Source organism: Streptomyces sp. NPDC056628 (assembly GCF_042792555.1).
Taxonomy (GTDB): Bacteria; Actinomycetota; Actinomycetes; order Streptomycetales; family Streptomycetaceae; genus Streptomyces.
Genome location: NZ_JBHTWG010000015.1, coordinates 145,084 through 152,052 on the forward strand (window position 1 = coordinate 145,084; position 6,969 = coordinate 152,052).

The window sequence follows — 6,969 nt, forward strand, 5'->3', positions numbered from 1 at the left end:
GACCACGCCGGTCAGCGCTTGCCGCTCTTCCCGTCCAGCAGGCCCGCCTTGCGCAGGGCGTCCGCCATCGCGCTGTTCGCCGGGGGCGGTGCCTGGCGGGAGTTGCCGCCCTGGCCGCCCCGGCCGCCGGCCTGGCCGCCGCCCTGGCGCTGACGCTGCTGCGGCGGACGTCCGCCCCGCTGGCGTCGCTCGCCGCCGCCCTGCCGGTCCTGCGGGGCGGCCTCGTCGTCCAGCCGGAGCGTCAGCGAGATCCGCTTGCGCGGGATGTCCACGTCGACGACCTTCACCTTGACGATGTCGCCGGGCTTCACCACGTCCCGGGGGTCCTTCACGAACGTCTTCGACAGCGCGGAGACATGCGCGAGACCGTCCTGGTGGACGCCGATGTCGATGAACGCCCCGAACGCCGCCACGTTCGTGACGACACCCTCCAGGATCATCCCCGAGGACAGATCGGAGATCTTCTCGACGCCCTCCTTGAAGGTCGCCGTCCGGAAGGCCGGGCGCGGGTCACGGCCGGGCTTCTCCAGCTCCTTGAAGATGTCCGTCACCGTCGGCAGACCGAACGTCTCGTCCACGAAGTCGTCGGGCCGCAGCGAGCGCAGCACCCCGGTGTTGCCGATCAGCGCGGCCACGTCCTGGCCCGACGTCTTCACGATCCGCCGCACCACCGGGTACGCCTCGGGGTGGACGCTGGACGCGTCCAGCGGGTCGTCGGCGTCGCGGATGCGTAGGAAGCCCGCGCACTGCTCGTAGGCCTTCGGGCCGAGCCGCGCCACCTTCTTCAGCTGCCCGCGGGAGGTGAAGGGGCCGTTGGCGTCCCGGTGGGACACGATGTTCTCGGCGAGACCGGAGGTGATGCCGGAGACGCGCGCGAGCAGCGGCGCCGACGCCGTGTTGACGTCCACGCCCACGCCGTTCACACAGTCCTCGACCACCGCGTCCAGCGAGCGCGAGAGCTTCACCTCGGACAGGTCGTGCTGGTACTGGCCGACGCCGATCGACTTCGGGTCGATCTTCACCAGCTCGGCCAGCGGGTCCTGCAGCCGGCGGGCGATCGACACCGCGCCGCGCAGCGACACGTCCATGTCGGGCAGTTCCTGCGAGGCGAAGGCGGAGGCCGAGTACACGGAGGCGCCGGCCTCGGACACCATCACCTTGGTGAGCTTCAGCTCCGGGTGCCGGCTGATCAGCTCACCGGCGAGCTTGTCGGTCTCGCGGGACGCCGTGCCGTTGCCGATCGCGATGAGCTCGACCGCGTACTCCTTCGCCAGCCGGGCCAGCTTGGCGATGGCCTCGTCCCAGCGGTTGGCCGGGACGTGCGGGTGGATGACGTCGGTGGCGACGACCTTGCCGGTGGCGTCCACGATGGCGACCTTGACGCCGGTGCGGAAGCCGGGGTCGAGGCCCAGCGTCGCCCGGGTGCCGGCCGGGGCGGCCAGCAGCAGGTCGCGGAGGTTGGCGGCGAACACGCCGACGGCCTCGTCCTCGGCGGCCGTCCGCAGCCGCAGCCGCAGGTCGATGCCGAGGTGGACGAGGACGCGGGTGCGCCAGGCCCAGCGGACCGTGTCCAGCAGCCACTTGTCGGCGGGACGGCCGCGGTCGGCGATCTGGAACCGGTGCGCGATCATCCCCTCGTACGAGGACGGGCCGTCGGTCGGCTCCTCCGGCTCCAGGACGAGGTCGAGGACCTCCTCCTTCTCGCCCCGGAGCATCGCCAGAACGCGGTGCGAGGGCAGCTCGGTGAACGGCTCCGCGAAGTCGAAGTAGTCGGCGAACTTGGCGCCGGCCTCCTCCTTGCCCTCCCGCACCTTGGCCACCAGGCGCCCGCGCACCCACATGCGCTCGCGCAGCTCGCCGATCAGGTCGGCGTCCTCGGAGAAGCGCTCCGTCAGGATGGCCCGGGCGCCGTCCAGGGCGGCCTGCGGATCGGCCACGCCCTTTTCTGCGTCCACGAACGCGGACGCGGCGGCGAGCGGCTCGACCGTGGGGTCGCCGAGCAGCACCTCCGCCAGCGGCTCCAGACCGGCCTCCCGGGCGATCTGCGCCTTGGTCCTGCGCTTGGGCTTGAACGGCAGGTAGATGTCCTCGAGCCGGGCCTTGGTCTCGGCGCCGCGGATCCGCGCCTCCAGCTCCTCGGTCAGCTTGCCCTGCTCACGCACCGAGTCGAGGATCGCCGTCCGCCGCTCTTCCAGCTCCCGCAGATAGCGCAGCCGCTCCTCGATCGTGCGCAGTTGCGCGTCGTCGAGCGTCTCGGTCGCCTCCTTGCGGTAGCGGGCGATGAAAGGCACCGTCGAGCCGCCGTCGAGCAGCTCCACGGCAGCCTTCACCTGCCGCTCCCGTACGCCGAGCTCCGCGGCGATCCTGCCTTCGATGGACCCTACGAGGGGTGTCGTCACGATCCCGTCCCGCCTTCTGACTGAGGTTGCGCGGCAATTGTGGCAGGTGACGCCGACAACCGGGGATCAGGGCGGGCTCGGGCCCGTCGTGGCGGGTGCGATCAGGCCGAGCGGCCGCGGGTGCTGTTCGACGCCCCGCCGAACAGCCGGGCGAGCGCCCGGAACGGCAGTGTCACCACGGTGGCGATGGCGCCGCCGATCTGGCGCAGGACATCTGCGATGGCACGGAACACGTCGTTCACCTCTTCTCGACGGCCGCCGGTCGGCCGTCAGGCGCACGGGTACCGCGCTCGGCCGTCGTCATGCACGGCGGGGCGTGCGCGGGTCCCGGGTGCTTCTCAGGCCTTGCCGAGCAGATCCGCCGGGAACGCCCCGGCCATGGCCGCCGTGCGCGCGAACCCGGCGCCCAGCTCCGTCAGCCGTGCCACGCCCTCCGCCCCGAGACGCCGGTACGGCGCCGCGTCGAGGCGGTCCGTCTCGGCCTCGATCTCCTGGCGCAGGGCGACCCCCTCGGGCGTCAACTCGCCCGTCTCGTCCAGCAGGCCGCGCTCGCGCAGCCGGCCCCGGGCGGCGTCCCAGTCCTCCTGGGACCAGCCCCGGGTCACGAACACCCACTTCGGGGTCATGCCCTTGCCGGTCGCGGTGTGGGTGACCATGGCCTCCAGACCGTCCAGCTCCGCCGCCATCAGCACGGCCAGATGTCCGTCGCCCCGGTGCTCGCGCAGCAGCGTCGTCGCGTGGAAGTACGCGAGGTGCGGCTGGTCGGGCACGGGCAGGTCCGCGTGCGCCGAGTACAGCGGCCGGGCGCCGCGGGAGCACCCCTCGATGGCGCGGAGGGCGAGCCGGGCCGCCTCGGTGATCTCCGCCGACGCCACCGCCTCCTCGCCGAGCAGCCGGCGCAGCGACCGGTCCACCGCACGCGCGCGGGCCGCGAGCACGGCCTCGGGCGAGGCGACCGACCAGACGGCGGGGACGTGCCGGGCCACCGCCTCGTGCTTGTAGTTGTAGAACGCCGCCGTCACCGCGCCCGCGCCGACCGCGCCCATCGCGGCCGCCCGCACCGCGAAGTTGACGGCCTTGGGGTGCGTGATCCCGAGAGCGCCCAGCTCCTCGCCCGTCTCGGGCGCGAAGTAGAGGGTCGAGTGGAGGGAGTTGAGCATGTTCTGGCAGCGGCGGCCGGCACGGGGCTCCAGGGCGGCAGTAGTCATGGGCCGAGGTTACCAACCGCTTGGTACGTCGCCAGGGGGGTGCGCCCGCCATGGCAGGAAAGGTGGGGTGCCCGTCATTGCGGCCGTCCGCCGGGCCCCGAAGAATCGAAGGCATGGCCCAGCGAACCGTTCTCTTCGTGCTCTTCGACGGCGTCCTGAGCCTGGACGTCAGCGGTCCGCTGGAGGTCTTCGCCGGGGCCGAGACCTACCGTCCGGGCACCTACCGCATCCGCACGGCCTCCCTGGACGGCGGCCCCGTCCGCACCTCCGGCGGCCTGACCCTCGTACCGGACCGGGCGCTCGGCGACCGGCTCGACGCGCACACCCTCGTCGTCCCGGGCGGCCGGGGCACCCGCGAACCGGACCCCGGCCTCACCGACTGGCTGCGCGCCCACGCCCCCGGCGCCGAACGCCTCGTCTCCGTCTGCACCGGCTCCCTGCTGCTGGCCGGTGCCGGGCTCCTGGACGGACGCCGCGCCACGACCCACTGGGCGTACTGCGGCAAGCTGGCGCGCGACCACCCGGAGGTCGCCGTGGAGCCCGACCCCATCTACGTGCGCGACGGACAGGTGTCCACCTCCGCCGGTGTGACCTCCGGCATCGACCTCGCCCTCGCCCTGGTCGAGGAGGACCTCGGCCGGGACATCGCGCTCGGGATCGCCCGCCACCTCGTCGTCTTCCTGCGCAGACCCGGCAACCAGGCCCAGTTCAGCGCCCAGCTCGCCGCCCAGACCGCGCGGCGCGAGCCGCTGCGGGACGTGCAGCGCTGGATCACCGAGCACCCCGAGGCCGACCTCGCGGTGGAGGCGCTCGCCGCCCGCGCCGGCCTCTCCCCGCGCCACTTCGCCCGCGCCTTCCAGCACGAGACCGGCATGCCCCCCGGCCGCTACGTCGACCGGGTCCGCCTCGAACACGCCCGCCGCCTGCTGGAGGACACCACCGACGGTGTCGAGGAGATCTCCCGGTCCAGCGGCTACGGCACCCCCGAGGCCATGCGCCGCGCCTTCGTCCGCACCCTCGGCGTGTCCCCGGCCGAGTACCGCCGCCGCTTCCGCCCCGCGTCCACGCCCTGACCCCGTCCGACCCGAAAGGAACACCATGCGGATCGCCATGGTCCTGTACGACCGCTTCACCGCCCTCGACGTCGTGGGCCCCTACGAGGCGCTGAGCCGCATCCCGGACGCGCGGGTCGACTTCGTCGCCGAGACCGCCGGACCGGTCCGTGCCGACACCGGCTTCCTCACCCTCGTGGCCGACCGCTCCCTGGCCGACGTAGCGCGCCCCGACGTCGTCGTGGTGCCCGGCGGCCCCGGGACGTTCACCCAGATCGAGAACGAGACCCTGCTGGACTGGCTCCGGACCGCCGACGCCACGACCGCCTGGACGACCTCGGTCTGCTCCGGCTCGCTGCTCCTGGCCGCCGCCGGCCTGCTCAGGGACCGCCGTGCCGCCTCGCACTGGCTGACCTTGGACTTCCTGCCGCAGTACGGCGCCGAGCCCACCGCGGACCGGGTCGTCACGGACGGCAAGTACGTCACCGCGGCCGGCGTCTCCGCCGGGATCGACATGGCGCTCACCCTGGTGGGCCGGATCGCCGGCGACGAGCACGCCCAGGCCGTCCAGCTGCTGACCGAGTACGACCCGCGGCCGCCCTACGACGCGGGCTCGCCGCTCAAGGCGCCCGCGCACCTCGTGGAGGAGTTCCGCACCGACAGCCGGTTCACCCTCGTGTAGACGCGGTCCAGGTGAAACGCGGCTGCCTGCGCTCCAGGAAGGCGGCGACCCCCTCCGCGGTGTCGCCGCTCTCGCGCGCCCGCCGCGCCCAGTGGCCGTCGCGGTCGGTGCGGCCGTCCGCGAACTCCTTGGCGGCGGCCTGCGTCAGCTGCGAACGCGACGCCAGGATGCGGGTGAACTCCGCGACGCGCTTGTCCAGTTCGCCCTCGGGCAGCACCTCGTCCACCAGGCCCGTGCGCAGCGCCCGCTCCGCGTCGATCAACTCGCCGGAGAACAGGAGGTACTTGGCGGTGGCCGGACCCACCAGCGACACCAGCCGCCGGGTGGAGGACGCCCCGTAGACGATCCCGAGTTTCGCGGGCGTCACCCCGAACAGCGCGCCCTCCTGCGCGAACCGCAGATCGCACGCCGCCGCCAGCTGGGCCCCGCCGCCCACGCAGTGCCCGCGGATCGCCGCCAGCGTCGGCTTCGGGAAGGCCGCCAGGGCCTCCTCGGCGGCCACGGCCAGCTCCTGCGCCTCCCGCGGGGACCCCTGGAGCGTCGAGATGTCGGCGCCCGCGCAGAAGGTCCCGCCCTCGCCGGTCAGCACCAGCGTCCGGACGGCCGGGTCGGCGGCCAGCGTGTCGAGCAGCGGGGGCAGCGCCCGCCACATCGCGGCCGTCATCGCGTTGCGCTTGGCCGGATGGTGGACGACGACGGTGGCGACCGCGTCGGCGACGCGGTGCAGCAGCTGGGGCTCCATGCGCCGGATGCTATCCGCCGGCGCCGGGCGGCCCTGTGGAGAGGGTCCACCGCCGGGGAGATCGCCCGTGCTCGACACCGCCCAAACCCGTACAACCCGAATAGTTCGCCAAGTCGGCATCCGGCGGGACAACAGTGGTCCCACATCTGACCGTGTCATACGCCAACGGTCATAATCGCTCGATACCTGCTGACTTCTGTTCAGTACTCCGGTCCGGACCGGTGCGTTCCCAACACTCGACGTGTGGTGACAATCGAGCGCAAGGGTGGCGACCGGACGATGGACAACCACGGGCGCGGGTCCGGCCCACGCCCAGTGGGCGGCGCGGAGGACTCCCTGGATACGCGGCCGCCGGACCCACTGCCGTACGAAGGCGTGTGGCGGTTCACCGCCCCCGCCGTGGAGGCATCCGTCCCGCAGGCACGGCACGCCGTGCGGGACCTGCTGTACCGCCAGGGCGTACCGGTCCCGGACGACCTGGCCCAAGGGCTGCTGCTGATCGTCTCGGAGCTGGTGACGAACGCCGTACGGCACGCGGCGCTGCTGTCACCGATGCTCGCCGTGGAGGTCGCCGTCGGCGCGGAGTGGCTGCGGGTGTCCGTCGAGGACAACCACCCCTACCGGCCGACGGCCCTGGAGGCCGACTACGGGCAGACCGGGGGCCGGGGGCTGCTCCTGGTCCGCGAGATCACCCGGGAGGCGGGCGGCGTCTGCGACGTCGAGCACACGGCGAGCGGCGGCAAGGTGATCTGGGCCGCCGTCCCGCTCGAACCGGTCCGGGACCCGTATCTCTAGGGCGTGTTTCGAAAGTAGCGTCGTCCGCCCGAAGGGCGGGGTCCGCGGCGTCTGGCGCGGTGCATCGCAAGGCGGAGGGTCGTCCGCGTAC

7 protein-coding genes are annotated in these 6,969 nt (G+C 73.2%); 3 read left to right on the forward strand and 4 right to left on the reverse strand.

The genetic code is table 11. From position 1 onward, the window contains the following. Positions 1 to 11 precede the first annotated feature (11 nt). From ACFRAC_RS20180 to ACFRAC_RS20190, 3 genes are all read right to left on the reverse strand, one after another. On the reverse strand, positions 12 to 2,399 hold the full coding sequence (locus ACFRAC_RS20180; protein WP_382925409.1) for a Tex family protein: 2,388 nt from the start codon (positions 2,397 to 2,399) through the stop codon (positions 12 to 14). 101 nt (positions 2,400 to 2,500) lie between these two features. Further along, positions 2,501 to 2,632 carry an LPFR motif small protein gene (locus ACFRAC_RS20185; RefSeq protein ID WP_382925411.1) on the reverse strand — a complete coding sequence of 44 codons (132 nt, stop codon included), beginning with the start codon at positions 2,630 to 2,632 and terminating at the stop codon, positions 2,501 to 2,503. Positions 2,633 to 2,737: 105 nt separating this feature from the next. After that, entirely contained in the window at positions 2,738 to 3,607 is an 870-nt protein-coding gene (locus ACFRAC_RS20190) for a hypothetical protein (RefSeq protein ID WP_382925413.1), read from the reverse strand. 113 nt (positions 3,608 to 3,720) lie between these two features. On the opposite strand from ACFRAC_RS20190, the gene ACFRAC_RS20195 reads away from it, so the two are divergent. After that, positions 3,721 to 4,680 (forward strand): GlxA family transcriptional regulator, encoded by a 960-nt coding sequence (locus tag ACFRAC_RS20195; RefSeq protein WP_382925415.1) that lies wholly within the window; start codon positions 3,721 to 3,723, stop codon positions 4,678 to 4,680. Between the two features lie 25 nt (positions 4,681 to 4,705). After that, positions 4,706 to 5,341, forward strand: coding sequence for a DJ-1/PfpI family protein (locus tag ACFRAC_RS20200; RefSeq protein ID WP_382925417.1), 636 nt, complete (start codon positions 4,706 to 4,708; stop codon positions 5,339 to 5,341). Here the strand turns inward: ACFRAC_RS20200 and ACFRAC_RS20205 are convergent. Beyond that, the gene (locus ACFRAC_RS20205; RefSeq protein WP_382925418.1) at positions 5,328 to 6,083 is read right to left on the reverse strand and encodes an enoyl-CoA hydratase/isomerase family protein; all 756 of its coding nucleotides are present in this window, start codon (positions 6,081 to 6,083) and stop codon (positions 5,328 to 5,330) included. The two genes, ACFRAC_RS20200 and ACFRAC_RS20205, sit on opposite strands and share 14 nt — an antisense overlap. Before the next feature lie 279 nt (positions 6,084 to 6,362). Here ACFRAC_RS20205 and ACFRAC_RS20210 point away from each other — a divergent pair, with 279 nt between their 5' ends. Then, the gene (locus ACFRAC_RS20210; RefSeq protein ID WP_382925427.1) at positions 6,363 to 6,878 is read left to right on the forward strand and encodes an ATP-binding protein; all 516 of its coding nucleotides are present in this window, start codon (positions 6,363 to 6,365) and stop codon (positions 6,876 to 6,878) included. Positions 6,879 to 6,969: the final 91 nt, after the last annotated feature.